The 25,783-nt window shown below is 68.7% G+C and carries 27 protein-coding genes; 15 read left to right on the top strand and 12 right to left on the bottom strand.

Annotated elements, in window-relative coordinates:
• Nucleotides 1-80: 80 nt before the first annotated feature.
• Nucleotides 81-725, bottom strand: coding sequence for a GntR family transcriptional regulator (locus AVL48_RS05100; protein WP_061984897.1), 645 nt, complete (start codon nt 723-725; stop codon nt 81-83).
• 182 nt (nt 726-907) lie between these two features.
• Here AVL48_RS05100 and AVL48_RS05095 point away from each other — a divergent pair, with 182 nt between their 5' ends.
• From AVL48_RS05095 to AVL48_RS05075, 5 genes are read left to right on the top strand one after another with little or no spacing between them, the layout of a single operon-like run.
• On the top strand, nt 908-2,152 hold the full coding sequence (locus tag AVL48_RS05095) for an MFS transporter (protein ID WP_061984746.1): 1,245 nt from the start codon (nt 908-910) through the stop codon (nt 2,150-2,152).
• A 26-nt stretch (nt 2,153-2,178) separates the two neighbouring features.
• The gene (locus tag AVL48_RS05090; RefSeq protein ID WP_061984744.1) at nt 2,179-2,973 is read left to right on the top strand and encodes a putative hydro-lyase; all 795 of its coding nucleotides are present in this window, start codon (nt 2,179-2,181) and stop codon (nt 2,971-2,973) included.
• The gene (locus AVL48_RS05085) at nt 2,973-3,731 is read left to right on the top strand and encodes a LamB/YcsF family protein (protein ID WP_061984742.1); all 759 of its coding nucleotides are present in this window, start codon (nt 2,973-2,975) and stop codon (nt 3,729-3,731) included. Before AVL48_RS05090 ends, AVL48_RS05085 begins: the two co-directional genes overlap by 1 nt.
• Nucleotides 3,731-4,336: a 5-oxoprolinase subunit B family protein gene (locus AVL48_RS05080; RefSeq protein ID WP_061984740.1), complete on the top strand. Its 606-nt coding sequence runs from the start codon at nt 3,731-3,733 to the stop codon at nt 4,334-4,336. Before AVL48_RS05085 ends, AVL48_RS05080 begins: the two co-directional genes overlap by 1 nt.
• Nucleotides 4,333-5,247, top strand: coding sequence for a 5-oxoprolinase subunit C family protein (locus AVL48_RS05075; protein ID WP_061984738.1), 915 nt, complete (start codon nt 4,333-4,335; stop codon nt 5,245-5,247). Before AVL48_RS05080 ends, AVL48_RS05075 begins: the two co-directional genes overlap by 4 nt.
• Here AVL48_RS05075 and AVL48_RS05070 read toward each other — a convergent pair.
• The 6 genes from AVL48_RS05070 to AVL48_RS05045 all read right to left on the bottom strand — a co-directional run bounded on the left by AVL48_RS05070 (nt 5,204) and on the right by AVL48_RS05045 (nt 10,387).
• Nucleotides 5,204-5,842 carry an alpha-ketoglutarate-dependent dioxygenase AlkB family protein gene (locus AVL48_RS05070; RefSeq protein ID WP_061984736.1) on the bottom strand — a complete coding sequence of 213 codons (639 nt, stop codon included), beginning with the start codon at nt 5,840-5,842 and terminating at the stop codon, nt 5,204-5,206. The two genes, AVL48_RS05075 and AVL48_RS05070, sit on opposite strands and share 44 nt — an antisense overlap.
• A gap of 121 nt (nt 5,843-5,963) precedes the next feature.
• Nucleotides 5,964-7,028 carry a zinc-dependent alcohol dehydrogenase family protein gene (locus AVL48_RS05065; protein ID WP_061984734.1) on the bottom strand — a complete coding sequence of 355 codons (1,065 nt, stop codon included), beginning with the start codon at nt 7,026-7,028 and terminating at the stop codon, nt 5,964-5,966.
• A 10-nt stretch (nt 7,029-7,038) separates the two neighbouring features.
• Nucleotides 7,039-7,443: a hypothetical protein gene (locus AVL48_RS05060; protein WP_061984732.1), complete on the bottom strand. Its 405-nt coding sequence runs from the start codon at nt 7,441-7,443 to the stop codon at nt 7,039-7,041.
• A gap of 193 nt (nt 7,444-7,636) precedes the next feature.
• Complete coding sequence (locus AVL48_RS05055) at nt 7,637-8,320, bottom strand: metal-dependent transcriptional regulator (RefSeq protein WP_061984730.1); 684 nt, start codon at nt 8,318-8,320, stop codon at nt 7,637-7,639.
• Nucleotides 8,321-8,342: 22 nt separating this feature from the next.
• Nucleotides 8,343-8,792 carry a GNAT family N-acetyltransferase gene (locus tag AVL48_RS05050; RefSeq protein ID WP_061984728.1) on the bottom strand — a complete coding sequence of 150 codons (450 nt, stop codon included), beginning with the start codon at nt 8,790-8,792 and terminating at the stop codon, nt 8,343-8,345.
• 5 nt (nt 8,793-8,797) lie between these two features.
• On the bottom strand, nt 8,798-10,387 hold the full coding sequence (locus AVL48_RS05045; RefSeq protein ID WP_061984726.1) for an amidohydrolase: 1,590 nt from the start codon (nt 10,385-10,387) through the stop codon (nt 8,798-8,800).
• Between the two features lie 48 nt (nt 10,388-10,435).
• Here AVL48_RS05045 and AVL48_RS05040 point away from each other — a divergent pair, with 48 nt between their 5' ends.
• Genes AVL48_RS05040 through AVL48_RS05025 form a run of 4 tightly spaced genes read left to right on the top strand, consistent with a single transcriptional unit; the run spans nt 10,436 to nt 13,746 of the window.
• A complete protein-coding gene (locus AVL48_RS05040; RefSeq protein WP_061984724.1) occupies nt 10,436-11,179 on the top strand; it encodes an enoyl-CoA hydratase/isomerase family protein in 744 nt (247 codons plus the stop codon).
• Entirely contained in the window at nt 11,176-12,720 is a 1,545-nt protein-coding gene (locus AVL48_RS05035; RefSeq protein ID WP_061984723.1) for an AMP-binding protein, read from the top strand. The genes AVL48_RS05040 and AVL48_RS05035 overlap by 4 nt, the downstream gene beginning before the upstream one ends.
• Nucleotides 12,711-13,352, top strand: a complete 642-nt coding sequence (locus AVL48_RS05030; protein WP_143104897.1) for a TetR/AcrR family transcriptional regulator — start codon at nt 12,711-12,713, stop codon at nt 13,350-13,352. Before AVL48_RS05035 ends, AVL48_RS05030 begins: the two co-directional genes overlap by 10 nt.
• Before the next feature lie 58 nt (nt 13,353-13,410).
• Nucleotides 13,411-13,746: a hypothetical protein gene (locus AVL48_RS05025; protein ID WP_061984721.1), complete on the top strand. Its 336-nt coding sequence runs from the start codon at nt 13,411-13,413 to the stop codon at nt 13,744-13,746.
• Nucleotides 13,747-13,827: 81 nt separating this feature from the next.
• On the opposite strand, the gene AVL48_RS05020 is transcribed toward AVL48_RS05025, so the two are convergent.
• Nucleotides 13,828-14,997 carry an acyl-CoA dehydrogenase family protein gene (locus AVL48_RS05020; protein ID WP_061984718.1) on the bottom strand — a complete coding sequence of 390 codons (1,170 nt, stop codon included), beginning with the start codon at nt 14,995-14,997 and terminating at the stop codon, nt 13,828-13,830.
• A gap of 126 nt (nt 14,998-15,123) precedes the next feature.
• Between AVL48_RS05020 and AVL48_RS05015 the strand changes: the two genes are divergently transcribed.
• Nucleotides 15,124-16,464, top strand: coding sequence for a cation:dicarboxylate symporter family transporter (locus AVL48_RS05015; protein ID WP_061984715.1), 1,341 nt, complete (start codon nt 15,124-15,126; stop codon nt 16,462-16,464).
• Nucleotides 16,461-17,150, top strand: a complete 690-nt coding sequence (locus AVL48_RS05010; protein WP_061984713.1) for a 4'-phosphopantetheinyl transferase family protein — start codon at nt 16,461-16,463, stop codon at nt 17,148-17,150. The genes AVL48_RS05015 and AVL48_RS05010 overlap by 4 nt, the downstream gene beginning before the upstream one ends.
• Before the next feature lie 69 nt (nt 17,151-17,219).
• Here AVL48_RS05010 and AVL48_RS05005 read toward each other — a convergent pair whose 3' ends face one another.
• On the bottom strand, nt 17,220-18,368 hold the full coding sequence (locus tag AVL48_RS05005; RefSeq protein WP_061984711.1) for an isochorismate synthase: 1,149 nt from the start codon (nt 18,366-18,368) through the stop codon (nt 17,220-17,222).
• A gap of 107 nt (nt 18,369-18,475) precedes the next feature.
• A complete protein-coding gene (mihF, locus tag AVL48_RS05000; protein ID WP_005155963.1) occupies nt 18,476-18,787 on the bottom strand; it encodes an integration host factor, actinobacterial type in 312 nt (103 codons plus the stop codon).
• 454 nt (nt 18,788-19,241) lie between these two features.
• Here mihF and AVL48_RS04995 point away from each other — a divergent pair, with 454 nt between their 5' ends.
• On the top strand, nt 19,242-20,879 hold the full coding sequence (locus AVL48_RS04995; RefSeq protein WP_061984710.1) for a long-chain fatty acid--CoA ligase: 1,638 nt from the start codon (nt 19,242-19,244) through the stop codon (nt 20,877-20,879).
• Nucleotides 20,880-20,978: 99 nt separating this feature from the next.
• Entirely contained in the window at nt 20,979-22,241 is a 1,263-nt protein-coding gene (locus AVL48_RS04990) for an ABC transporter substrate-binding protein (RefSeq protein ID WP_061984708.1), read from the top strand.
• Here AVL48_RS04990 and AVL48_RS04985 read toward each other — a convergent pair.
• A complete protein-coding gene (locus AVL48_RS04985; protein ID WP_061984706.1) occupies nt 22,210-22,665 on the bottom strand; it encodes a hypothetical protein in 456 nt (151 codons plus the stop codon). The genes AVL48_RS04990 and AVL48_RS04985 overlap by 32 nt on opposite strands.
• A gap of 58 nt (nt 22,666-22,723) precedes the next feature.
• Here AVL48_RS04985 and AVL48_RS04980 point away from each other — a divergent pair, with 58 nt between their 5' ends.
• Nucleotides 22,724-23,335 (top strand): TetR/AcrR family transcriptional regulator C-terminal domain-containing protein, encoded by a 612-nt coding sequence (locus AVL48_RS04980; RefSeq protein ID WP_061984704.1) that lies wholly within the window; start codon nt 22,724-22,726, stop codon nt 23,333-23,335.
• 89 nt (nt 23,336-23,424) lie between these two features.
• Here AVL48_RS04980 and AVL48_RS04975 read toward each other — a convergent pair whose 3' ends face one another.
• Nucleotides 23,425-23,859 carry a hypothetical protein gene (locus AVL48_RS04975; RefSeq protein WP_061984702.1) on the bottom strand — a complete coding sequence of 145 codons (435 nt, stop codon included), beginning with the start codon at nt 23,857-23,859 and terminating at the stop codon, nt 23,425-23,427.
• Nucleotides 23,860-24,036: 177 nt separating this feature from the next.
• Here AVL48_RS04975 and AVL48_RS04970 point away from each other — a divergent pair, with 177 nt between their 5' ends.
• A complete protein-coding gene (locus AVL48_RS04970; RefSeq protein WP_061984700.1) occupies nt 24,037-25,758 on the top strand; it encodes a TIGR03767 family metallophosphoesterase in 1,722 nt (573 codons plus the stop codon).
• Nucleotides 25,759-25,783 lie beyond the last annotated feature (25 nt).

The following is a 25,783-nucleotide window of genomic DNA, read 5'->3' as shown; positions in this document are numbered from 1 at the left end:
CGCACCCGAACCACCACGTTTGGTCCTCTCAGTGCGGTGGTTCGTGGTGCGAACTGCCGCGTTTAGAGGACTAAACGCGTTCAGGTACGTTCCGCGTAGGCCTCGACGAGCTGGTTTTCGGCGTCGGTGAGGTACTGCGCGAGGAGCGCTTCGGCGCCGGGGCCGTCGCCTGCCTCGATCCTTTCGAGGATCTCCGCGTTGCGCTTGAGGTACGGCTCGTGGAAGCGCCGCGGGTCGGCCATCATGTGGAACACCAGCCGCAGCTCGGCGAAGATGCCGCGCATCAGCTCGTCGATCCGTTCGCTGCCACCGAGTTCCGCGATCGCCGAATGGAACCGGATGTTCGCGGTGCCGAGATCCTGCCAGCGCTCGCTTCGCTCGGCGAGCCTGCCGTCCTCGACCATGCGCGCGAGCTTCGCGAACGTCGGCGGCTTCTCCGTCACCGCCCGGACAGCCGAGCACTCGACGACCTTGCGCACCTTGTAGAGGTCGACGACGTCTTCGACGGACAACACCCGCACGAAAACGCCGCGGTTGAGTTCATGGGTCAAGAGCCGCTCATGCGTGAGCAGCCGGAACGCCTCGCGCAGCGTGTTCCGCGAGACGCCGAGCGCCGAGCCGATGTCGTGCTCCGACAGCCGCCCCCCCGGCAGGAAGAACCCTTCCGCGATCCGCGTGCGCAGGACGCCCGCGACCCGCTCGGCGGTACTGGTGCGGCTGATCATGCCGCGATCCGCTTCGAGTCCTTGCACCGAGGCAGGACCACCCTCCGCGATCGTCACGTGACCGATCCTACCTACACACAAGAGAGCGAGCCAAGGATCCTCTTGTGGAATTGTTGAACAATACCTACAGTGGCTACTCATGTGACCCGTGCCACGATGGGCTTCACCCACTGGAGGTGCCGATGGACGCGACAGCCACTACCGAAGACACACGCCCCTTCGCCTGGTTCCGCACGCTCGGTTCGCGAGGCCGCCGGGCCTTCGTCGGCGCGTTCGGCGGGTACGGGCTCGATTCGTTCGACTACCAGACGCTTCCGCTGGGCCTGGCCGCGATCACCGCCTATTACGGCCTCTCCGGCGGCGAGGCCGGTCTGCTCGGCACGACGACGCTGGTGGTCTCGGCGATCGGTGGCATCGGCGCCGGCGTACTGGCCGACCGCATCGGCCGCGTCCGCACGCTCCAGATCACCATCGCGATGTACACGGTCTTCACCGTGCTCTGCGGGTTCGCGCCGAACTTCGAGACGCTCCTGATCTTCCGCGCCCTGCAGGGACTCGGCTTCGGCGGAGAGTGGGCGGCCGGTGCCGCGCTGGTGGCGGAGTACTCGCAGGCCCGCTACCGCGGCCGCACGGTCGCCTTCGTGCAGAGCGCCTGGGCCGTCGGCTGGGCACTGTCGGTGGTCGTCTACACCGTCGTCTTCAGCATCTGGAGCCCGGACGTCGCGTGGCGCGTCATGTTCTGGACCGGCGTCATCCCCGCGCTGCTGGTGCTGTGGGTCCGCCGCAACGTCCAGGACGCGCCGGTCGCGGAAGCCGCCAGGGCCACCAAGAAGGAACGCGGTTCGCTGGCGGGCATCTTCAAGCCGGACCTGCTGCGCACGACGTTCTTCGCCGCACTGCTCGCCACCGGTGTCCAGGGCGGGTACTACACCCTCGCGACCTGGCTCCCGAGCTACCTGAAGACCACGCGCGGCCTGACCGTCATCGGCACCGGCGGCTATCTGGCGTTCCTGATCTCCGGCGCGTTCATCGGCTACGTCACCGGCGGTTATCTCACGGATCTCCTGGGGCGCAAGAAGACCTTCCTGCTGTTCTCCGTGCTGTCGGCGGGTCTCATCATCGCCTACACGCAGATCCCGGCGGGCGCGAACACCCTCGTGCTGTTCCTCGGTTTCCCGCTCGGGTTCTCGATGTCCGCGATCTTCAGCGGGTTCGGCGCGTTCCTCGCCGAGCTGTACCCTTCGGCGCTGCGCGGGACCGGACAGGGCTTCACCTACAACCTCGGCCGGGCCATCGGCGCGACCTTCCCCGCCGTGGTCGGTTTCCTCGGCGCCGGCGGCGCGATGGTGTTCGGCGCGGTCGGCTACGGCATCGCCGTACTGGCGCTGCTCGGCCTGCCCGAGACTCGCGGCCGCGAACTTCTGTGACGACAATCGGAAGAGGAGGCACCGCGATGACCACCTTCGACGAACCGGCGACGATGACCCCCGGCGAGGTTCGCGCCCTGTTCCGCGCCGGTACCGCCCGCCCGACCACCGGCTGGGCGAACGGGTTCACGCAGACCAACCTGATCGCCGTGCCCGAGGACTGGGCCTACGACGTCCTGTTGTTCTGCCAGCGGAACCCGCGGCCCTGCCCGGTGCTCGACGTCAGCGATCCCGGCGACCCGTCGACGCGCCTGGCGCCCGGCGCGGATCTGCGCACCGACCTGCCGCGTTACCGTGTGTGGCAGAACGGCGCGCTGTCCGGCGAGGTCTCGGACGCGAGCGGGCTGTGGCGCAGTGACATGGTCGCGTTCTCGATCGGCTGCAGTTTCACCTTCGAATCGGCGCTGGCCGCGGAAGGGATCCCGCTGCGGCACGTCGACCAGGGCCGCAACGTGGCGATGTACGTGACGAACCGCGAGTGCGTCCCGGCCGGGCGGCTGTACGGTCCGATGGTGGTCTCCATGCGGCAGATCCCCGAAGACCGCGTCGACGACGCCGTGCGGATCACCCGCGCGATGCCGTCCGTGCACGGCGCGCCCGTGCACGTCGGTGACCCCGGCGCGCTCGGCATCGCCGACCTCGGCGAACCCGATTTCGGCGATCCGGTCGACGCGCGACCCGGTGACGTGCCGGTGTTCTGGGCGTGCGGCGTGACCCCGCAAGCGGCGCTGATGGCCTCGCGGCCGCCGTTCGCGATCACGCACGCGCCGGGCTACATGTTCGTGACCGACAAGCTCGACAGTGAGTTCAGGGTGGCGTGATGGATCTCAACAGTGACCTGGGCGAGGGTTTCGGCGCCTGGAAGATGGGCGACGACGACGCCATGCTCGACGTCGTCACCAGCGCGAACGTCGCGTGCGGCTTCCACGCCGGTGACCCTTCGGTGATGCGGCGCGTCTGCGAACGCGCGGCGGAGCGCGGCGTCGTCATCGGCGCCCACGTCGCCTACCGCGATCTGGCCGGGTTCGGGCGGCGGGCGATGGACGTCGCCCCCGCCGACCTGGCCGACGACGTGCTCTACCAGATCGGCGCGCTCGATGCGTTCGCGCGGGCGGCGGGGACGCGGGTGCGGTACGTCAAACCGCACGGGGCGTTGTACAACACCGCTTCCGTGGATCCGGAGCAGGCGGCCGCGGTGGTCGAAGGCATCCGCCGGTTCTTCCCCGCGCTCGCGCTGCTGTGCCCGCCGGACTCGGAAATGGCCGAACAGGCCGAAAAAGCCGGGTTCCCCGCGTACGCCGAGGCCTTCGCGGACCGCGCGTACACACCGGAAGGGCTTCTGGTGTCACGGAAACTGCCGGGCGCTGTCCTCCACGACGCCGACGAGGTGACGATGCGGGCGGTCGCGATGGCGACCACCGGCAAGGTCATCGCCGACGACGGAAGCGAGCTGACGCTCCAGCCGCATTCCCTGTGCGTGCACGGTGACACTCCCGGCGCCGTCGAGCTGGCGCGACGGATCCGCGCGGGGCTGAGCGCGTCCGGCGTCCACATCGGACCGTTCCTCGAGGCCGCGTGATGCGAGTGCTGCCCTACGGGTCGCGTGCGGCCATGGTCGACTTCGACGATCCGTCGGAGGTGCTCGGGCTGCACGCGTCACTGGAGCAGGATCCGCCGGACGGGGTCGTGGAACTGGTCCCGGCCGCGCGGACGCTCCTGGTCCGGTTCGACCCGGGCCGGACGCACCACGACCGCCTCGCCGGCGCGATCCTCGATCGGTCCACTGTGGACGTATCGCCTCGCGAGACCGCCGAGATCGTCGTGCCCGTGCGCTACGACGGTCCGGACCTGGCGGAGGTGGCGGCGGCCGCGGGGATGTCGGCCGAAGCTGTCGTCCGGCGGCATGAAGACGGCACCTATGTCTCGGCGTTCTGTGGCTTCGCGCCGGGTTTCGCCTACCTGACCGGCCTCGACCCCGCGCTGCACCTGCCGCGCCGGTCGAGCCCGCGCACCAGGGTGCCCGCCGGATCGGTCGCGATCGCGGGCGAGTACACGGCGGTGTACCCGCACGCCTCGCCCGGCGGCTGGCGGCTGATCGGGCGGACCATCCTGCCGGTGTGGGACGTCGACCGTGAGCCGCCGAACCTGCTGGCGCCGGGCACGCGGATCCGGTTCAGTTCATGACCGCGAAGATCGACGTCGTCCGCACCGGCATCTTCGCCACCGTTCAGGACCTCGGGCGCCCGGGGCTGGCCGCGATCGGCGTCGGCCGGTCCGGTGCCGCCGACCGGGGCTCGCTGCGGCTGGCCAACCGGCTGGTCGGGAACCCCGAAGACAACGCGGCATTGGAGTGTGTCCTGGGCGGTCTCGTGCTGCGCTTCTCCGCGCCCACGACCGTCGCCGTCACCGGCGCGCCCTGCCCGATCACCGTCGGCGGCCGGGCATTCGGCTCGAACTCGCCGATCCCGGTCGGCCCTGGCGACGAACTCGTTCTCGGGATGGCTTCTCAGGGTTTGCGTTGCTATGTCGCCGTGCGGGGCGGTGTCGACGTCGCTCCGGTGCTGGGTTCCCGGGCGACCGACACCCTCGGCAAAGTGGGCCCGCCCGTGCTGTCCGCCGGGATGACCTTGCCGGTGGGGCACCGGGTTTCGCCTCATCCCGGGGTCGACCTCGCGCCCTGTGCTTTGTTGGCGGAGGAGCCGGTGCTGCGGGTGACCGTCGGGCCCCGGGTGTCTTGGTTCGTACCCGGCGCACTGTCCACTTTGCTCACTTCCGTGTTCGTGGCCACCGCTGACGTCGATCGCGTGGGCGTACGCCTGGAAGGTCCCGACCTTTCGCGGGCGCGTGACGGCGAGCTGCCGCCAGAGGCCGCCGTGCCCGGCGCGTTGCAGGTTCCTCCTTCAGGACAGCCGATCCTGTTCCTGGCCGACCATCCGGTGACCGGGGGCTATCCGGTGATCGCGGTGGTCGAGGAGGCGGACCTGGATGTGGCCGCGCAGGTGCGCCCTGGGCAGCGGATCCGCTTCCGGCTCGTGAAGGGCAGTGACGGTTCTAACCCTCTTCACCACTCACGAGGCCCGAGACCCGCAAAGTGAGGTTCAACCGCCCCACCAGCCCCAGTTCCGGATCGGCGGTCCCGGGCAACACCTTCGGCACCCCGTGGAAGGCCAGCCGCGACTCCCCGCCGAACACGAACAGGTCACCCGACCGCAGATCGACGTCCGTGTAGGGCCGCCCGCGATCGGACGTGTTCCCGAACCGGAAAACGCAAGCGTCCCCCAGGCTCAGCGACACGACGGGCTCCAGCGACGCCTCGTCCTTGTCCTGATGCATCCCCATCTTCGCGGCTGAGTCGTAGAAGTTCACCAAAGCGATGTCCGGCTCATACGACGAGACTCCGTAGGCGTCAGAGACAGCACGTCTGCCCAGGTCACCCAGCCAGCCGGGAAACGGAAGGACCGGGGAGCCGTCGTCAGTCACCTTGGAGTACCGGTACGGGTGCCAGTGCCAGCCGAGACAGACCGTCCGCACGGACATCACGCCGCCGTTCGGCAGCCGCGTCTGCCGGTAACCACGCCAGCCGCGACAGGCTTCGACCAACCGGCGTTGCGCGTCGAGGTCGAGCCAGTCGGGGATATGCACGGCACCGGGCGCGACTTCGGCGCGCGGGCGAGGGATCAGCGCGTCCACAGGTCGAGTTTGCCAGGCCGCGCGCCGATGATCCGGTGGCCCCGGACCATGACCCCGGCCGCGGCGAACCACCTCGGTACCCGCACGAAGAAGCGCGACCGAGACGAAGTGTGCGTGACTGTCACAGCGAATCACCGAATTCGACCACGGTCACCCCGGCCTGAGCGCGGACCGGGTCGTTCATCGCCGCCAGCACCGCGGGGACGTCGTCGAGGCCGACCCGCTTGCCGATCATCCCGGCGAGATCGATCCCGGCGGTCTCCACCACCCGCAGCATCTCGGGGTACTCGTGCGCTTGCAGCCCGTGGATGCCGACGATTTCCAGCTCCCCGCCGATCACCCGGTGCATCGGGATCGGCGCGACACCCTGCGCCGGCGGCATCAACCCGGCCTGGACGTGCCTTCCGCGTTTCCGCAGGCTGCCGATCGACGCCGCGCAGGTGGTCGGCGAGCCGAGACAGTCGAGCGAGACATGCGCACCGCCGCCGGTCAGGTCGCGGACGTGCGCGGCGACGGCTTCGTGGCCTTCGAACTCGGACGCGTCCACGGTCACGGCCGCACCCATCCGCGACGCCAGCGCCCTGGCCTGCGGTGACGGGTCGACGGCGACCACCGAAGCGCCGACCGCGACGGCGAGCAGGATCGCCGAGACGCCGACCCCGCCGCAGCCGTAGACCGCGACCCACTGGCCCGGCCGGACGCCGCCTTGGCGCAGCACCGCGCGGAACGCCGTCCCGAACCGGCACCCCAGCGCGGCCGCCTCGGCGGCGGACAGCGAATCCGGCAGCGCCACGAGGTTGACCTCGGCGTTCTCGATGGCGACGTACTCCGCGAACGAGCCCCAGTGGGTCGCGCCCGGCTGGAACTCGCGGTCGCAGATCTGCTGGTCACCGGCCGCGCACTGGGCACAGGTGCCGCAGGCGCAGACGAACGGGACGGTCACCCGGTCCCCGACCGACCAGCCACGGACGTCCTCGCCGAGCGACGCGATCCGGCCGGCGAGTTCGTGCCCGGCGACGTGCGGCAGCTTCACCGACGCGTCGTGCCCCTGCCAAGAGTGCCAGTCGCTGCGGCACACCCCGGTCGCGTCGAGGGCGATCACCACCCCGCCAGGCGGCACGGACGGATTTGGCACCTCGCGTACCTCGGGCAGCACCCCGAACTCTTCGAAGACGACCGCCCGCACCGGCTCTCCTCTACGTCCGCGTCTCCCGGCCTCGCTGCATCACCAGGCTCTCGCCGGGCACCGTACACCGGGCCGCGCGCCCCCGCGGCGAGCGTGATGGCCGCGGTGGCCCGAGAAGCCGGGACAGGGAGTCCGACGGCACCCCGAGTACCTCCTCGAGATTCTTGAGTACCAGCAGGGATTCCGGCCGTTCGGGGCGGCAACGCCCGGACTGCCAGTGACTCAGTGTGGCGAGGCTGACCGAGCACCCCCGCCCGCGCAGCCGGTACCGGATCCGGTCGAGACCGAGACCCCTCGCCCTGATCGCCGCTCTGAGGGCGTCCGCGAACGGCCCGTTCTCCAGCAGCCGCCTGAGTTCACGTCCTTCCGCCACCCCCCGGTCGATGGTGTGTGTCCGCTGACCGGTCATTGTCATCGCCTTCGTACGCTCGCTAGCCACCCGGAATAGCGCAGCCTAGGCGGGTGAACACATGATCGGAAGGGCCTTCGATCACCTATCCGGCCCGCAGGCGGGTGATGTGCCGAGGCGCGAATTATGCAGGGACGTAGGGAAAATTCCCACCACCCGAGCCGGCCGAAATGTGTCCACAGTGGACACGGGGCGCGATTCAGCGCAGCTCGACCGACAGCGCCTGCGCGATCTCCTTGCCGATGGCGTGCGTCGCCGCGTCCGGCGGCGAACCGACCTTGACCACCATCGGGCCGCCGAAGGGCTGGCGCTCGACGACCTCGATCCGCTCGCCGAGGGCGATGGCGTGCTCGGTGAGGTAGCGCAGGAGTTCCGGATCGGTGTCCCAGACGCGGACGATCTCACCGACCGCGCCGGACGGGAGGTCGTCGAGGATGCGCATCGGCAGCTCCTCGACGCTGCCGTCGGGGGCGGGGATGGGGTCGCCGTGCGGGTCGCGGACCGGGTTGCCGAGTTTCGCCGCGATCCGCTCGACGAGCCTGTCCGACACCGCGTGTTCGAGCGCGTCGGCCTCGGCGTGCACCTCGTCCCAGGTGTAGCCGAGTTCGGAGACCAGGTAGGTCTCGATCAGCCGATGGCGGCGGAGCACCGAGCGGGCGAGCAGCCTGCCTTCGGTGGTGAGTTCGATCCCGCGGTACGGGACGTGCGCGACCAGCCCCAGCTGGGACAGCTTGGTGACCATGCCGGACGCGGACGACGGGCTGACCTCCAGCCGTCCGGCCAGCGACGTGTTGGTGACGGCCTCACCGCGTTCCACCAGCCCGTAGATCACCCGGACGTAGTCCTCAACGGACGACGACCTGCGGCTTGCCCCTTCACCCATACCGTGGAGTTTACGGCTTGGCTCACTTCGCGTGCGGCCGCCAGCGGTACCGGATCCAGCCCGGGACCTGCTCCGCGCCGAGCTGGGCGTAGAACGCCTCGCCCTTCTCGTTGCCCTCCTGCATGTCCCATTCGACCCGGCCCGGCGTGCGGGCGCTCAGCTCGTTGAGCAGCTCCCGCCCGAGGCCGAAGCGGCGGTGCTCCGGACGGACGAACAGGTCGTCGAGCCAGATCCCCGGTTTGGCCTCCCAGGTGGAGAAGGTCCAGCTGCAGAAGGCGAAGCCCGCGACCTTGCCCGGTTCGTCCGGCGGGGTGGCGAGCAGCACCCATGCCTTCGGATCGGGCCCGAAGAGGAACCCGGCCATCTCCTGGCGGTCGAGCTTCAGATCGTGTTTGTCCTCGTAGACCGCGTGCTCCTCGATGAGCGCGCAGATCTCCTCGATGTCGTCCGCGACGGCGTCCCGTACCGGCATCCGTTTCAGCTCCGTTCGTAGACGATGTCGCCACCGACGGCGGTGGCGACGACGTGGATCGAATCCAAAGTGGACTCGTCGGTCGGGTCGGCCGAGAGCACGGCGAAGTCCGCGAGTTTGCCCGGCTCCAGCGTCCCCAGGTCCTTCTCGGCGAAAGCGGCGTACGCGGAACCGTAGGTGTAGGCACGCAACGCCTCCGCGGGGGTGAGCCGCTCATCGGGACCCAGCACCACCCCGGACGCCGTCTTCCGCCGCACCATGTCGGCGAGCGCGAGCAGCGGCGCGCCTTCCACGACCGGACGGTCCGAGCTGGCGGGGAGCACGCATCCCGCGTCGAGCAGGCTTTTGAGCCGGTAGCACCACGGCTCGCGGTCGGGGCCGAGCGCGGCCCGCATCCCGTCACCGATCTCGTTGACGAACCGGCCCTGCGGCGAGGCGATCAACCGCAGCGAGGCCAGCCGCTTCAGCTCTTCGGGCCGCAGCACCGCGCAGTGCTCGATGCGGTGCCGGTGATCGGGCCGCGGATCCGCCTTCAGCGCGGCTTCGTAGGCGTCGAGCACGACCGTGATCGCGCGGTCGCCGATGGCGTGCGTCGCGATCTGCCAGCCCGCCCGGTGCGCGGCGCCGATCGTCCGCGCGATCTCGTCTTCGGGCACCTGGAAGTAGCCGACGTTGTCCGGCTCACCGGCGAACGGCTCGTGCATCGCGCAGGTGCGGCCGATCAGCGAACCGTCGGCGAACAGCTTCATCGCGCCGATCCGCAGCCATTCATCGCCGAAACCGGTGCGCATCCCCAGATCGAGACCGAAGCCCGCACCCGAATCAAGGTCGTGGAGCACGCTCGCCGCGACCATCACCGTGCTCCGCACCCGCAGCACGCCGCGGTCGCGTGCCAGCTGGTAGGCGGCGAGTTCGGCGGGGGTCTCCCCCACCAGGCCTCCGCCGATCCCGGCCTCCTGGACGCTCGTGATCCCCTCGGCGAGGTACCGCTCGCTCGCCCGGTCCAGGCCGCGCACGACGGTCTCCACCGGCGTCGGATAGGTCAGCGGCCGCAGCAGCAACTGGGCCTGCTCCCGCAGCAGCCCGGTCGGCGAGCCGTCCTCGTCGCGGACGACGTCGCCGCCCACCGGCACGTTCGCCAGATCCAGCCGTTCCAGTACCGCCGAGCTGACCACGGTCATATGCCCGGACGTGTGCTTGAGCCGCACGAGGTGCCCCGGCGCCGCGCGATCGAGCCCCTGCCTCGTCGGATGCCCGCCCACGAGCTTGTTCTGGTCGTAGCCGCTGCCGATGATCCAACCGCCCGGCGGCGTTTCGGCGGCGCGCCGCGCGACGGCGTCGTACACCTCGTCCACGCCGCGGCAATGCGAGAGCGGGACGTCGTCGAGCGCCATCCCGAACCAGGCCATGTGGTTGTGCGCGTCGTGGAACCCGGGCACCACGACGGAGCCGCCGAGATCGACGCGACGCTTTGCGGAAAGCGCGACAGCATCGTCATCCAAGGCGACAATACGCCCATTCAGCACCGCTAGTGCTACGGATTCCCCGGTTCCGGTGAGAAACCGGGCGTTCTCGTAGACCGTGTCGACCCGCATGAATCCGACCCTATCGATCGATCGATCGTCTCGTCTAGGCTCGGCTTCATGAGCACCGTGGACTACGCACTCGACGATGGCATCGCGATCATTTGGCTGAACCGCCCCGAACGACTCAACGCGGTGGTCGCCGAACTGGTGGACGACCTGCTCGAGGCACTCGACGCGGTCGCCAAGTCGGACGCGCGGGCGATGGTGCTCGCCGGTCGCGGGCGGGCGTTCTGCGCCGGGCACGACCTCAAAGAGCCCACCCCTGAGGGTGATTCACGCCCGCGACTCGACCGGCTACAGGACGTCACACGCCGCCTTCGCGGACTCCGCCAGCCCGTCATCGCCGCGGTCCACGGCTACGCGATCGGCGCGGGGGCCGAGTTCGCGATGGGCTGCGACCTGATCCTCGCCGCCGAGGACGCGGTCTTCGCCTTCCCCGAGGTCTCCCTTGGCTTGAGCGTCACCGGGGCGGCGTCACGGCTGCTGCCACTGCTGGTCGGTCCGTTGAAGGCCAAGGAACTCCTGCTGCTGGGTGAGCGGGTGAGCGGCGCCAAGGCGCACGAACTCGGCCTGGTCAACGCCGCCCTGCCCGCCGACGACCTGATGGACACCGCCCTCGACTGGGCGGGCCGCATCGCCGCCCATCCGGCCGCCGCGGCCACCATGGCCAAACGCGCCCTCGATTCCGGCATCGACAGCTCGCTCGACGCCGCGCTCGAACTCGAAGTCAGCCACGCGCTGATCACCGAACACTCCGCCGAGGTCGCCGCCTCGGCCGAGGCCTTCCGGAGCCGCACATGACCTCGCTCGCCGGGATCGACACCCTTCTCGGACTGACCACCCGCGCCGCGGCACTGTGGCCCGACAAGACCGCGTGGATCTTCGACTCGACCGGCGAACGCTTCACCTTCGCCGACGTCGACAGGCGCAGCACGGAGTTCGCCCGCGCGCTGCTGGACCTCGGCGTCGAGCCGGGTGACCGGGTCGCCGTGATGCTGCGGAACCAGCCGGAGTTCCCGCTGCTGTGGCTGGCGCTGGCCAAGATCGGCGGCGTCCTCGTCCCGGTCAACACCGGGTACCGCGAATTCGACGGCGCCCACGTGCTCCGGCATTCCGGCGCCAGGTTCGCCGTCGCCGGGGAGGAGTTCCTGGAGCTGCTGAACAAGATCGCGCCGGAGACCTCGCTGGAACGGGTGCTCACCCCCGGCGAACTCACCGGTTCCGGCGACACCCCGGTCTTCGCGAGCGAAGGCGAGCGGCCGGTCAACATCCAGTACACCTCGGGAACCACGGGCGCCCCCAAGGGTTGCGTCCTGCCGAACCGGTACTGGACGACCCTGGCCATCAGCCTGGCCACGGACTTCCCCATGGTCGGCGCGGACGACGTCATCCTGACCGCGCAACCGTTCCACTACATCGATCCACAGTGGAACGTCGCGCTGGGGCTCGCGGGCGGCGCGACACTGGTGGTGCTCGACCGCTTCCACCCGTCCACGTTCTGGGAGAAGGTCCGCGAACACGGCGTCACCTGGTTCTACTGCCTCGGCCTGATGCCGACGCTCCTGCTGCGGCAGCCGGAAAGCGACCTGGACACCGCGCACCAGGTCCGCGCGATCTGCGCGTCGGCCATCCCGCGCGACCTGCACGCCGCGCTCGAAGCGCGCTGGAACACGCCATGGTACGAAGCCTTCGGCATGACCGAAACCGGCGGGGACATCCGGATGTACCCGGCGGATCACGAGGAGACGATCGGCACCGGCTGCCTCGGCAGGCCCGCGCCCACCCGCGAGGTGATGATCGCCGGCGCGGACGGCAAACCCCTGCCGCGCGGCGAAACCGGCGAGCTTCTGATCCGAGGGGTCGGCCTGATGCACGGCTATCACGACGACCCCGGTGCCACCGCACGCGCGTTCGAAGACGGCTGGTTCCACACCGGCGACCTCGCCACCATGGACGTCGAGGGTCGTGTGTACTACGTGGGCCGCACCAAGGACATGATCCGGCGCAGCGGCGAGAACATCTCCGCCGACGAGGTCGAACGGGCCCTGCAGCTGCATCCGGCGGTCAAGCTCGCCGCCGTCGTCGCGGTACCGGACGAGATCCGCGGCGAGGAGGTCAAGGCGTACATCGTCCTCGACGAAAACGAGGGACACGAGTGCGAACCAGCCGAACTGGCGGAGTTCTGCTCGGCGAAACTGGCCTACTTCAAGGTTCCCCGCTTCTGGGCCTTCCCGAAGGAGTTGCCGATGACCCCGTCGGAACGGGTCGCCAAGGGCGAGCTGAAGAAGGTGGCCGACCCGCGGGCCGGATCCTGGGACAGGACCACCGGCTCATGGCGGTGAGCACCCGCGAAAGGGTCCGCCAGGCGGCGGTGAAACTGTTCGCCACCAAGGGTTTCCACGGGACCGGCATCCGGGACCTCGCCCAGGAGGCCGAACTGTCCTCCGCCAGCCTCTACCACTACATGGGCACCAAAGAGGATCTGCTGGTGGCCATCATGAACGAGTCGCTGCGGCGGCTGCTCGACGCGGCGGAGCGCGCGACCGCCGGACTGGCCGATCCCGTGTCGCGGCTCGGATCCCTGGTGGCGCTGCACGTCCTCGCGCACGCCATCCAGCCGGATGACACCCGCGTGGTGGACAACGAGGTCCACGCGCTCACCCCCGGCGCCAGGGCCGAGGTGGTGGGGCTGCGCGACGCCTACGAACGGCTGTGGGCGGACGCCATCGAAGACGGTGTCGCGGCAGGCGTCTTCCACACCGGCCAGCCCTCGGTCACCCGGCTCGCGCTGGTGGAGATGTGCAGCGGCGTCGCGCGCTGGTACTCGCCGCACGGGCCGCTCAGCCTGGACCAGCTGGCCTCGCACTACGCGGAACTGGCGCTGCGGGCGCTCGGCTGCGCCGTCCCGCTGGGGTCCGTCCACCTGCAAAACTGCCGTGAAGTGGTCTCAAGAGTGTGGCGAGTACCCATTTGACGGCGACTCCTGGCCGGTACGCCTTGCTCAGACGGCTTGTCTGGGGGACGCTCGAAGGGTGACTGAGCAAACGATCCAACTCGAACTGGACGACTCGGGTCTCTCGCCGGCGTTGCCGGTGCCTTCGAACCCCCGTGATCAGGTGCAGGACGTCCCCTACCGCCCGGTGGGCTTCCGCGACGACGACCTGCCCACGGCGCTCGAACGGTGCGCGACATGGCTACGCCAGGCTCAGGAGTGGCTCGGGGAACCGGTCGATGTACTGGCCATCCATCTCGACTACGACGACCGCCAGGGTTCGCCGTATTACGACGTGAAACTTCTCTGCAACGAAGAGGACCTGGCCGGGGTCCCGATCGCGATGCGGAACCAGAAGGACGACGACGAGGAGTAGAGGCCGACGCAATGAAGGGGCCTTTCATCGCAAATTTTGCGATGAAAGGCCCCTTCATTGCACTTGGCGGGCGCCCCCGTCTCAGCCCAGGGTGCCGCCGACCTTGACGTGCCCCTTCAGCAGGTTGCGCGCGATGGTGCGGCGCTGGATCTCGTCGGTGCCCTCGTAGATCCGCAGCAGCCGCAGTTCGCGGTACCACCGCTCGACCGGCAGTTCCCGCGTGTAGCCCATTCCGCCGTGGATCTGCAGGACGCGGTCGACGATCTCGTTCGCCTTCACCCCGCCGTAGAGCTTCGCCATCGACTGCGCGTGCCGGGAATCCAGCTTCTGGTCGACCTGCCAGGCGGCGTGCAGCACCAGCCAGCGCAGCGCCTCCAGCTCGACGCCGGAGTCCGCGATCATCCACTGGATCGCCTGGCGCTCGGCGATCTTCTGCCCGAACGTCTCCCGCGTGTTGGCGTGCTCGATGGCCATCGAGATCAGCCGCTCGCACGAACCGATGGCGCGGGCGGGCAGCAGGTAGCGGCCGGCGCCGATCCACTGCATGGCCAGGTCGAAACCGTGGCCGAGTTCACCGAGGATCTGCGTCTCCGGCACGCGGACGTCCTCGAAGACCAGTGACGCCGGACCCCATTCGCCCATGGTGTCGATGTACTCGGACTTCCAGCCCGCGTCACGGTCGACGAGGAAGCAGGTGACGCCGCCGTTCGCGCCCTTCTCCGGGTCGGTGATCGCGAAGACCATCACGAAGTCGGCCTCGTTACCGCCGGTGATGAAGGTCTTCTCGCCGTTGATGACCCAGTCGGTGCCGTCCTTGCGGGCGGAAGTCCGGATGGCCTTCGCGTCCGAGCCCGCGCCGGGTTCGGTGATCGCGAAGCACGATTTGCGCTCGCCCGCGATCGTCGGGAGCAGGTAGCGCTCCTTCTGCTCGTCGTTGGCGTAGTAGAGGATGTTGTCCGCCGTGCCACCGAAGCGGAACGGGACGAACGTGCGGCCGAGTTCGGCCTCCAGCAACGCGGTCATCACCGCGGACAGGCCCATGCCGCCGTACTCCTCGGGCGTCTGCACGCCCCAGAACCCGGACTCCTTGGCCTTCAGCTGCAGCTCGCGGAGCTCGTCGGCGGTGAGGCCGGGCTGACCGGCGCGTTCGCGGCGCAGCACCTCCTGCTCACGTGGCATCAGCTCGCGCTGGACGAACGTGCGTACCCAGTCACGCACCTCACGTTCCTCGACGCTCAGAGAGAAATCCATGGTCAGCCCGCTCCTGTTCGACAGTGACTAAGCGCTCGCTTAGTTCAGCCTACCGCTTCGGTTGTCGTTCGCCGAGGAGTTGTCATAAGTTTTCGCAACCGGTCCCCACCTCGTCGAAGGGCATCCATGAGCACGGCAGCATCCGCGGCGAAGCGGGATCGCACTCATTACCTCTACCTCGCCGTCATCGCGGCCGTGCTCCTCGGCATCGCGGTCGGCATCCTGTTCCCGCAGGTGGGCAAGGAACTGAAGCCGCTCGGCACCGGCTTCGTGAACCTCATCAAGATGATGATCTCGCCGATCATCTTCTGCACGATCGCGCTCGGCGTCGGCTCGGTGGCGAAGGCCGCGAAGGTCGGCCGCGTCGGCGGGCTCGCGATCGGCTACTTCCTGGTGATGTCGACGGTCGCGCTGGTCATCGGCCTGGTCGTCGGCAACCTGCTGCAGCCCGGCGCCGGAATGCACCTGACCCCGGAGATCGCCGAAAAGGGCCAGGGCCAGATCGCCAAGAGCGAGGGCACGGTCGACTTCCTGCTCGGCATCATCCCGAAGACGCTGGTTTCGGCCTTCACCGAGGGCGAGGTGCTGCAGACGCTGCTGGTCGCGCTGCTCGCCGGGTTCGCGCTGCAGAAACTGGGCACGAAGGGCGAGCCGATCCGCCGCGGCATCGAGCACATCCAGCGGCTCGTGTTCCGGATCCTCGCGATGATCATGTGGGCCGCCCCGATCGGCGCGTTCGGCGCGATCGCCGCCGTCGTCGGCGAAACCGGCTGGAAGGCACTGCAGAGCCTCGCGGTGATCATGCTCGGCTTCTACATCACCTGCGCGCTGTTCGTGTTCGTGGTGCTCGGCCTGCTCGTCGGCCTGCTGGCCAGGGTCAACATCTTCAAGCTGCTGAAGTACCTCGGCCGCGAGTTCCTGCTGATCCTGTCGACGTCGTCGTCGGAATCGGCGCTGCCGAGGCTGATCGCGAAGATGGAGCACGCCGGTGTCTCCAAACCGGTCGTCGGGATCACCGTGCCGACCGGGTACTCGTTCAACCTCGACGGCACCGCGATCTACCTGACGATGGCGTCCATCTTCATCGCCGACGCACTCGACAAACCGCTGACCATCGGCGAACAGATCTCCCTGCTGGTGTTCATGATCATCGCGTCGAAGGGCGCCGCCGGGGTCACCGGCGCCGGGCTCGCGACGCTGGCGGGCGGGCTGTCCTCACACCGGCCGGAACTGGTCGACGGTGTCGGGTTCATCGTCGGCATCGACCGGTTCATGTCCGAGGCCCGCGCGCTGACGAACTTCGCGGGCAACGCCGTCGCGACCGTGCTCATCGGCACCTGGACCAAAGAGATCGACCGCGAGCAGCTGGACCGGACCCTGAACGGCCAGTCGCCCTTCGACGAAGCGACGCTCCTCGATGAGCATTCGAGTGAAGCCGGTGCGGAATCGGGTAAGAAGGAGACGTGATCGAATGTGCGGTCCGCTGGTCGGCGCCCCTGCCCGCTGAACCCCGGTTCCTGAAGCTGCTCGACAGGCTCGAACAGGGCCGGTACGACAACTATCGCCAGGACATCGACAAACGCCGGTTCCTGACCGGCCGTGTGCTGGCGAAGACCGTCACCGCCGAGCGGCTCGGTCTGGCCGTCGAGGACGTCGGCTTCGACGCGACCTGCGACGACTGCGGCAAACCGCACGGCCGCCCCAGGGTGCCCGGCGCGCCGCTGATGCTGTCGATCTCGCATTCCGGCGACCTCATCGGCGTCGCGGCCACCGCCGGGACCCCCGTCGGTCTCGACGTCGAGACCGCGACCAGGCGGGCCGACGATTCGCTCATCGAGTACGCGCTGAGCCCGGCCGAGCAGGCGGCGGTGTCCGGTCTGCTCGCCGAGCAGCGGACGACGGCGTTCTTCACCTATTGGACGCGCAAGGAAGCCGTCATGAAGGCCACCGGTAAGGGCCTGAAGATCCCGCTGCAGAGCATCACGTTCTCCGGGTACGACGAGGAGGCTCGGCTGGTCTCCTCGGGCGACGCGGCCCTCGACCCGGCGCGGACGCGGCTCGTGGACCTGAAGGCGGCGGAGGGCTACCGGGCCGCCGTCGCGCTCCTGACCTCCGACGAGATCGCGGTGAGCGAGGACTTCGCGCCCCTCTGACTTCGCGTTTCGTCCTCTAAACACGGTACTTGCACGCGCAACTACCGCATTTAGAGGACGAAACGCGGCTTAGACCTCCAGGCCCATCGCGGCCAGCAGGGTGCGGAACTTCGCCGACGTCTCGTCCAGTTCGGTCCGGGGGTCGGAGGCGGGCACGATGCCGCCACCGGCGTACAGCCGCATGGAGGTGTCGGCGATCTCCGCGCACCGGATCCCGACGGCCCATTCGCCGTCTCCGGCCGCGTCGACCCAGCCGACGGCGCCCGCGTAGTACGCGCGATCGAACGGCTCCAGCTCCCCCACCAGCGAGCGGGCCACGTCGGTCGGGGTGCCGCAGACGGCGGGCGTCGGATGCAGTGCGGCGGCGAGATCCAGGGAGGTGACGTCCTGGTCGGCCAGCTCACCGGTGACGGTCGTCGAGAGATGCCAGATCGCCGGCGTCGAGACCAGCTCGGGGCCACGGACGTCGAGCGTGCGACAGAACGGCCGCAGGATCTCGACGACGGATTCCACCACCACGGCGTGTTCGACGTGGTCCTTTTCGGATGCCAGAAGCGCCTCACCATTGGCCTTGTCGATCGCCGGGTCCGCCGACCGGGGCATCGACCCGGCATGAGGCCGTGACAGGACGGCGCCCCCGGTGCGGGACACCAGCAGTTCGGGGGTGGCGCCGACGAGCGTGCGCCCGCCGGGCAACTGCACGGCGTAGGTGGTGTGCCGGGGGTTGCCGTTCGTCAGGTTCCGGACGACGTCGGTGACCGGGACGGTCCCGGCGAAGTCGAGATCGAGCGCACGGGCCAGCACTACCTTGCGCAGGTCGCGTTCGCTCAGCGCCGAGACGGCCGCGCGGACGGCGGCCAGATGCGCCTCCGGTTCAGGCACCGGGGTGACCTTCACCGGCTGAGGAAGCGCCGTACGCGGCGGTACGGCGGCCTGGTCGGACGACGCGCGGCGGACCGCGCGTGGCAGGACCACATGACCCGGCGTCGACGTGCCCGCGCTGGTGTCGAAGGGCAGCACACCGACCGCGATCGTGGCACCCGACTCGGCGAACAGTCCGGGCAGTGCCCGGGACAGCCGCGCCGGATCGGTTTCGGTCGCGGTGGCCGCGGCCCCGCTCGCGAGGAGCGCGTGCCGCGCGGTGGCCAGGAGGAAGTCGCCCCGCTCGTAGCGGGCGGCCAGGTCTGCCGGGGTCGCCGGTGCGGTACTGGTCGTCACCCCACCAGACTCCCAGGCTCCGGCTGAGACCAGGGGAAAGTGTTGCCCGGGCAACAGCCTCTCGGACAACACCCTCCCTTGGCCAGCCCTTGACCTGGGCAGAAGCGTTACTTCAGCGCCTCGAGGAGGGCTTCACGCTGCCGCTCGCCCAGACCGGCGGCGCGCCGGTCCGGGTCGATTCCGGCCTGCTCCAGCAGGGCGGCGACCTTCACCGCGCCCAGGCCGGGCACGGCCTTCAGCAGCTGCGTGACCTTCGTCTTGCCGATGGTCTTGTTCTCCTTGGCCTGCTTGAGCACCTTGTCGATGCTCTCCTTGCCGGACTTGATCGACGCAAGCAGCTCGGAGCGCGCCTTGCGAGCCTCAGCCGCCTTGGCGAGGGCATCGGCGCGCTGCTCCGGAGTCAACGTGGGCAGAGCCAACGTAGTAGTCCTTTCATCTCAGGTCTCCGCTTTCGCGGCCGACGGCCATTTACCCGTGCTTGCAGCCGCAAGCGCTGGCCAGCCGTCTCTGTACCACGGCCCCAGTAAACGCCACCCGTTCCGTGGCCGTGAAACCGACACGCACTTATTACCCTTCGACCACGCCCTGGGCAACCCGCCCCAGCCTGCGGAAACACGCCATTCGGGCGGCGATTCGATGGCGTTCATCACCCTTATGAGCGATACCGACACTTCGCACTGTTAGTCATTTTTCGTTTAACGGTAAGAAAAAGACGAATTATTGACGATCTTGAGCCGAACCGGCGGCCACCCGTTAGCGCGACACTGTGACCGAACAGTTGCCCGCGATGTTACTGACCAGTTCACCCCACCCGGATTAGAGTCGGCGCAACCCCAGTTCACCGGAGAACGAGCAGCAGCACGGGAGTACACGATGTTGAGCACGATGCAGGACGGACAGCTGTCGTTGGCCAGGCTGCTCCGCCACGGCGCGACGGTGCACTCCGAGAGCGAGGTGATCACCTGGACCGGTTCAGAAGCCCGTCGCGAGACCTACGGTGAGCTCGGCAAGCACGCCGCGCGGCTCGCCAACGCCCTCCGGAGCCTGGGCATCACCGGTGACCAGCGGGTCGGCACCTTCATGTGGAACAACGCCGAGCACATGGCCGCCTACCTGGCCATTCCCGCCATGGGTGCGGTGCTGCACACGCTGAACATCCGGCTGTTCCCCGAGCAACTGGTCTTCGTCGCCAACCACGCGGAGGACCAGGTCGTCATCGTCGACGGCACGCTGGTCCCGCTGCTGGCCAAGCAGCTCCCCGAGCTGAAGACGGTGCGTCACGTCATCGTGGCCAACGGCGACCCCTCCGCCCTTCCGGCGCCCGAAGGCGTCCAGGTGCACTCCTACAGTGAGCTGCTGGCCGGCCAGCCCGATACCTTCGAGTGGCCCGAGGTGGACGAGCGATCGGCCGCCGCGATGTGTTACACCTCGGGCACCACGGGTGACCCGAAGGGCGTCGCGTACTCCCACCGGTCGATCTGGCTGCACTCGATGCAGGTCACCATGTCCGACAGCATGCGGCTGGCCCAGCACGACAAGGCCCTCGCCATCGTCCCGATGTTCCACGCGATGGCGTGGGGCATGCCGTACGCTGCGATGATGGTCGGCGCTTCGCTGCTGATGCCGGACAGGTTCCTCCAGCCCGCCCCCATCGCGCAGATGCTCGACGCGGAGAAGCCGACCTTCGCCGGCGCCGTCCCCACCATCTGGCAGGGCCTGCTCTCGCACCTCGACGCGAACCCCCAGGACATCTCGCATCTGCGCGAGGTCGTGGTCGGCGGTTCGGCCGCGCCGCCGTCGCTGATGCACGCGTTCGAAGACCGCTACAACGTGCCGATCCTGCACGCCTGGGGCATGACCGAGACGTCGCCGCTGGGCAGCGTCGCGCGTCCCCCGGCGGCCGCGACCGGCGAGAAGGCCTGGGAATACCGCTACACGCAGGGCCGGTTCCCGGCGTCCGTCAGCGCCAGGCTGATCGGCGACAACGGTGAAGAACTGCCGTGGGACAACGAAAGCGTCGGCGAGCTCGAAGTACAGGGTCCGTGGATCGCGGCGTCGTACTACAGCGGCACGAGCGACGAGGAGCCCGACCCGGAGAAGTTCCACGACGGCTGGCTGCGAACCGGCGACGTCGGCAAGATCAGCCCGGACGGCTACCTCACGCTGACCGACCGCGCGAAGGACGTCATCAAATCCGGCGGCGAGTGGATTTCGTCGGTGGACCTGGAGAACCAGGTGATGGCGCATCCGGCGGTCGCCGAAGCCGCCGTCGTCGGCATCCCCGACGAGAAGTGGGACGAGCGTCCGCTGGTCGCCGTCGTGGTCAAGGAAGGCCAGCACGTCACGGCCGAAGAACTGCGCGCCTTCCTGGCCGACAAGGTCGCGAAGTGGCAGCTTCCGGAGAACTGGACCTTTGTGGACGAAGTCCCCAAGACCAGTGTCGGCAAGTTCGACAAGAAGCGGCTGCGGGCCTTCCACTCCGAAGGAAAGCTCGACATCAGTCAGCTCTAACGGGTTAATCTCCCGCGCGCCTGCCCTTCCGTGAAGCGCATCTTGAGGGACGCTGTCCCCCAAGATGCGCTTCACGGCCTTGGGCGAAGGGTTTCATTGGTGCGTAAGACAAGCAGGCGCGCGTTCCTGGCGCTGGCGGGGGCCACCGCGCTCTCCGCGTGCGAGTCCAACACCGTCCAATCGGGAAAGCCGCCGCCCTCGACGGCCTTCTCCGCCGCCGCGACCCGGCCGAAGCCGAAGCCGGTGAGCCTTTCGCAGTGGTACCACCCCTATCCCGAACCCGGGGTACAGGAAGCCGTCACGCGATACGCGGCCGCGTACCAGAAGTCCAAGGTCGCGGTGCAGTGGAATCCCGACGACTACGAAACGAAACTCGCCGCGGCGCTGCAGGCCGGCCCGGTGCCGGACATCTTCGAAGGCCAGGTCACCCTCGACCGCGTCCGGCAGAATCTCCTCGTCCCGCTTGACGACGTTCTCGCTCCCGTGCGCGGCGATTTCACTCCTTCGGTGCTCGCGGCCCAGACCGTGGACGGCAAGACGTACGGCATCCCGCAGGCGCTCGACATCCAAGTTCTCTTCTACCGCAAGAGTTTCCTGCAGGAAGCCGGCGTGCGGCCGCCGCAGACGCTCGACGAACTCGTCGACGCGGCGCGGAAGCTGTCCAAGGACGGCGTCAAGGGCCTCTTCGCCGGCAACGACGCGGGCGCGGCCGCTCTCGCCGGACCGTTGCTGTGGGCCGCGGGTCTCGATTTCGTCAAGGACGGCAAGTCCGTCGGCTTCGACGATCCGCGCGCCGCGACCGTGTTCGGGAAACTGCGCGACCTCAACGGTTCGCTGTTGCTGGGCGCCCCGGTGGACTGGGCGGATCCGATCCCGTTCATCGACGGCCTCGCCGCGATGCAGTGGACCTGGCTGGCGAACCTGCCGAAGATCCAGGACACCATGAAGGACGACGTCGGCGTTCTGCCCTTTCCCCGGCTCGACGCGGCGGGCGCGGCTTCGGTCCCGGTCAGCGGCCTGAGCGCGATGGTGCACTCGAAGAGCCTGAACCCCAACGCCGCCAAGGACTTCGTCAAGTGGCTGTGGCTGGAACGGACCGATTTCCAGCAGGAGTTCGCCACGAAGTTCGGCTTCCACCTGCCCGCGCGGCTCAGCGTCCTCGACAAACTCGGCCAGGTGGACGACGCCGCCCGCCTGGTCAAGGAGAACGGCCGCGCCGCTGGTCCACTGTGGACGCCGACGGCGAACACCGCGCTCGTCGGCGCGCTGGGCCGGATCGCCCGCGACGGCGCCGATCCGGCCACCGAGACGAAGACGGCGATCGAGGCCGTCAAAACCGAATTGGGTCGCCTGTCCGCGTGAACCACCGCGATCGGACGTAGGCGACGATCAGCGCGATCGACAGGAACACCGCTCCGCCGTCGGTGACCACGGACGGCAGAACCCCCGGCCAGCCGTACTCCTCGAACGCCGCGCGGTGCACCTCGAACGGCACGACGAACACGCCACACGCCTGGCCGACGTTGACCGCGAGCACTGGCCAGAACAGCCAACGCCGGCGGAACCAGACGAGCAGGCCGAGCGCGTTGCCGAGGATGAAGACGTTCCCCACCGACCGCAACGCGCTCAGATAGGCGGGCGCGTCCTCGGTCGGCGCACCCTTGAGCCGCATGCTCCGCTCGATCAGGTCCAGATCGATGATGACGTGATTCTGCAGCGCCGTCCCGAGCACGAACACGATCGACAGGAGCACGGTGACCAGGCGGATCTTCGGTGTCCAGAGCATCACTTCCCCCATTCTCTATCAGTGATAGAGACAAATCTATCACTGATAGAGTCGGCGGGTGGCACGTAAAGGCTCGCTGGAGAAGAGCAAAATCACCGAAGCCGCCGTCGAGCTGCTCCACGAAACCGGTCTCGCGGACTTGAGCACCCGGAGGCTTGCCGCGAAACTCGGCGTCAGCTCACCGACGCTGTACTGGCATGTGAAGGACAAGGCCGAACTGCTGGACCTCGTCGCCGAGGCGATCTGCGCCGACGTCTTCGAGATCGACCGGACGCTGTCATGGCGTGACCAGCTCGCGAGCGGGCTCCGCCAGTTCCGCGCCCTGCTGCTGAGCCACCGCGACGCGGCCACGCTGCTGCGGGAACGGCCGCCGACCGGGCCGCATCGGCTGGGCCACCTCGAAACCACCGCGCGCATCCTGCTGGACGCCGGCTTCTCCGAGGCGGACACGGCGGGGATCTCGCGGCTGCTCACGGCACACGTACTCGCCTCGGTGGAAACCCTCCCCGCCCGGAAACCCGACGAAGGCTTCCTCGAACGGCTCGCGGCCTACCCCCACGTGAGCAGGCTCGGTCCGGCTTTCGCGAACCAGAGCAGCGAGGACCTGTTCGAACTCGGCGTCGAGGTGATCCTCGACGGCCTGGAAGCCCGGCTCCGGCGCCGACGATGAGCCACGACCCGCGTTTCGTCCTCTCAATGCGGTACTTGCGCGCGCAACTACCGCATTGAGAGGACGAAACGCGTTACACCGGGAATCCTTCAGTCGCCCGAAACGCCCCAGATCGCGAGTTCGACGGCGACGTCGTTCTCGTAGAGCAGCGCGCAGTTCGCACTCCAGCGCGGACGGCGTTCGCAAGGCAGCCGTCCCGCCTTGTCGAGTTCGTCGAAGGTGGCGACGGAGGGCTCCTCGGTACCGAAGGCGATGAGGAGTTCAGCGTCGGTCAAGGGCCGAATCGTGCCGAAGTCGTCTTCACCCGTGGCGCTGATGAACTCGTGGACGTCGAGCACGGAATGAGTCCCGGACTCCTGGACGCTCTCGACCTCGTACAGCTCCTCGAGCGAATCCGGGCGGCCGAGTTCGTCCTCTTCCCAGAGGTAATCACCCTCCTCGAAGACGCGTGCCTTCATCGCGTCCAGCGCCGCTTCCGGGTCGCCGTCGAACCGGCCACGGACCGACCAGGCCGAAGCTCCCACCGGGCCACCTCCTCGCTCGCCAAGCGACCAGCGTAACGAGCCCGGCCGGGAATGCTTTGGTATTCGGCCGAACGTGACAAATTTTCGCATTGCCCTTTTCTGGCGTTCACCCCGCGGCTAACGTCGTCCGGCATCGTCCGTCCACGACAACCACCCGCGACGACTGGGGGCACCGCCATGTCCGACATCTCCAGGCGCACCTTCACCGCGGCGGGCGCCGCCGGCGTCGGCCTCCTGCTGTGCACGCCGACCGCCAACGCCCTCGACCGCGCACTGGCGCTCACCACCGGCCGCGCGGTGCGCACCGCGGGCACCACACTCGAATCCGCCGCGGCACCGCTGAAAAGCGGCCCCGGCTACACCCGGCTGACCGCGGGCCCCGGCTGGCCGCTCGTGGTCCGCGGCGATCTCGCCGCCCCGAAGTCCGGCCGCGACGACCGCCGCCGCGCGGTGGCCTCGTTCGCGCAGTTCACCGACCTGCACTTCACCGACGCCGAGAGCCCGGCGCGGTTCGAGTACCTGCACCCGTTCATCGGTTCGGCGCACCGGCCGCAGGAGACGCTCGGCCCGGTCGCGACGACGGCGCTCGTCGAACGGGTGAACAGCCTGAAGGCGGGCCCGTTCACCGGCAGGGCGATCGACTTCATGGTGACCACCGGCGACAACACCGACAACCACGAACTGATCGAACTCGAATGGTTCCTCAAGGTGCTCAACGGCGGCACGGTGAACCCGACCTCGGGTGACCCGAACCGGCACGAAGGCGTCCAGACGTCCGGGTCTTCGCACTACTGGAACCCCGGCAAGGCCTTGGACGACGAGTACACGAAAAAGGGCTTCCCGCAGCTGCCCGGCCTGCTCGGCGCGGCGTCGAACACCTTCACCTCGCCCGGTCTCGACGTCCCGTGGTTCTGCACCTTCGGCAACCACGACGACAGCATCGTCGGCACGGTGCCGGACCTGCCGGGGATGGACGCCTGGTACACCGGTCGCTTCAAGGTGATCGGCAAGGACGAGACGACGTCGCGGAAACTCGCCAACGCGATCGGCTCCGGCTCCGGCGTGCCGATCACGGAGCTGTTCGGTGGTTCGGGCACGATCCGCGAGATCACCCCGGACGCACGACGGCGGCCGTTCAGTACCGCGGAGTTCGTGCGGCATCACCTCGACGCCGCCAACACCGGCCCCGGTCCGGTCGGCCACGGATTCAGCGACAACAACGCCGACGGCCGGAACGTGTACTACACCTTCCGCATCGCGCCGGGCGTGGTCGGCATCAGCCTCGACACCACGACGCTGGCCGGGCTGGCCGACGGCTCGATCGGGCTCGGGCAGTTCACCTGGGTGGAGAACACGCTCAAGCGCAACAGTTCGACGTACTACGACTTCTTCGGGCGCAAGGTCACGCAGAACGTGACGGACGAGCTGTTCATCCTGTTCAGCCACCACACCAGCGACACGATGGGCAACGTGCTACCGGACGCGCGGCATCCGCTGGAGCCGCGGCTGGGCGGCGACACGTTCGTCTCGCTGCTGAACCGGTTCCCGAACGTGCTGGCGTGGGTCAACGGGCACACGCACCGCAACAAGATCACCGCGCATCCCGGCAAGACGGCGAAGCAGGGCTTCTGGGAGATCAACACCGCGTCGCATATCGACTTCCCGCAGCACGCGCGGATCATCGAGGTCGCCGACAACGCCGATGGCACGTTGTCGCTGTTCACCACCCTGATCGAGGCCGAAGCGCCCTACGCGGCGGAGTACACCGACACCTCGACGCAAGCGCTTGCCTCGTTGTACCGGGAGTTCTCGTACAACGACATCCACGCTTCACTGGGCGCTGTCGGTACGGCTCAGGACCGGAACACGGAACTCCTGCTGCCGAACCCGCTCGCCTGACACACCGCGCTCCCCCGACCATGCG

This window comes from Amycolatopsis regifaucium (assembly GCF_001613935.1).
GTDB classification, from domain to species: Bacteria; Actinomycetota; Actinomycetes; order Mycobacteriales; family Pseudonocardiaceae; genus Amycolatopsis; species Amycolatopsis regifaucium.
This window is presented reverse-complemented; position numbering and strand designations above follow the sequence as displayed.